Origin of the sequence: Paraclostridium tenue (genome assembly GCF_039521565.1) — a bacterium.
GTDB lineage: Bacteria > Bacillota > Clostridia > Peptostreptococcales > Peptostreptococcaceae > Paraclostridium > Paraclostridium tenue.
Genome location: NZ_BAAACP010000047.1, coordinates 1 through 1,221 on the forward strand (window position 1 = coordinate 1; position 1,221 = coordinate 1,221).

Consider the following 1,221-nt stretch of genomic DNA (forward strand, 5'->3'; position numbering starts at 1 on the left):
GAATAAGAGAATTACTCTATTATAGAAGCAACAACACCTGATGCTACTGTTCTTCCACCTTCTCTTATTGCGAATCTTAATCCTTCTTCTATTGCTATTGAGTTTATTAACTCTATAGTCATTTGGATGTTATCTCCAGGCATAACCATTTCAGTTCCTTCTGGTAACTTACAAGCTCCTGTTACGTCAGTTGTTCTGAAGTAGAATTGTGGTCTATATCCATCGAAGAATGGAGTATGTCTTCCACCTTCTTCTTTCTTTAATACGTATACCTCTGCATTGAACTTAGTGTGAGGCTTAACAGTTCCTGGCTTAGCTAAAACTTGTCCTCTTTCTATTTCATTTCTTTGTATACCTCTTATTAATGCTCCTATGTTATCTCCAGCTTGTGCTTGGTCTAATAACTTTCTGAACATTTCTACTCCTGTTACTACTAACTTTCTTGGCTCGTCAGCTAATCCAACTAACTCAACTTCGTCTTGTACTTTTAATACTCCTCTTTCAACTCTACCTGTAGCAACTGTTCCTCTTCCTGTTATAGAGAATACGTCTTCTACTGGCATTAAGAAGTCTTTATCTACATCTCTCTCTGGAGCTGGTATATATTCGTCTATTTGCTCGAATAATTCAACTATTCTGTCTCCCCACTCTGAAGAAGAATCTTGTAATGCCATTAAAGCAGATCCTCTTACTATTGGAGTATCATCTCCTGGGAATTCATACTCGTTTAATAAGTCTCTAACTTCCATTTCAACTAACTCTAATAATTCTTCGTCGTCTACCATATCACATTTGTTTAAGAATACTACTATGTATGGTACACCAACTTGTCTTGATAATAATATATGCTCTCTTGTTTGAGGCATTGGTCCATCTGTTGCTGAACATACTAATATAGCACCGTCCATTTGAGCAGCACCTGTTATCATGTTCTTAACGTAGTCAGCGTGTCCTGGGCAGTCAACGTGAGCGTAGTGTCTGTTTGGAGTTTCGTATTCAACGTGTGCAGTTGATATTGTGATTCCTCTTTCTCTTTCTTCTGGAGCTTTATCTATGTTAGCGAAATCTACTGCTTCTCCTAATTGATATCTATCGTATAATGTTTTTGTTATAGCTGCAGTTAATGTAGTTTTACCGTGGTCAACGTGACCTATTGTTCCTATATTAACGTGTGGCTTATTTCTTTCAAATTTAGCTTTAGCCATTTTGAATTCCTCCCTT

At 37.1% G+C, this 1,221-nt stretch carries 1 protein-coding gene; it reads right to left on the minus strand.

Going from position 1 to position 1,221, the window contains the following annotated elements; genetic code table 11:
- Positions 1-11 precede the first annotated feature (11 nt).
- A complete protein-coding gene (gene tuf, locus ABFX13_RS14525; RefSeq protein WP_147548012.1) occupies positions 12-1,205 on the minus strand; it encodes an elongation factor Tu in 1,194 nt (397 codons plus the stop codon).
- Between the last annotated feature and the right edge of the window lie 16 nt (positions 1,206-1,221).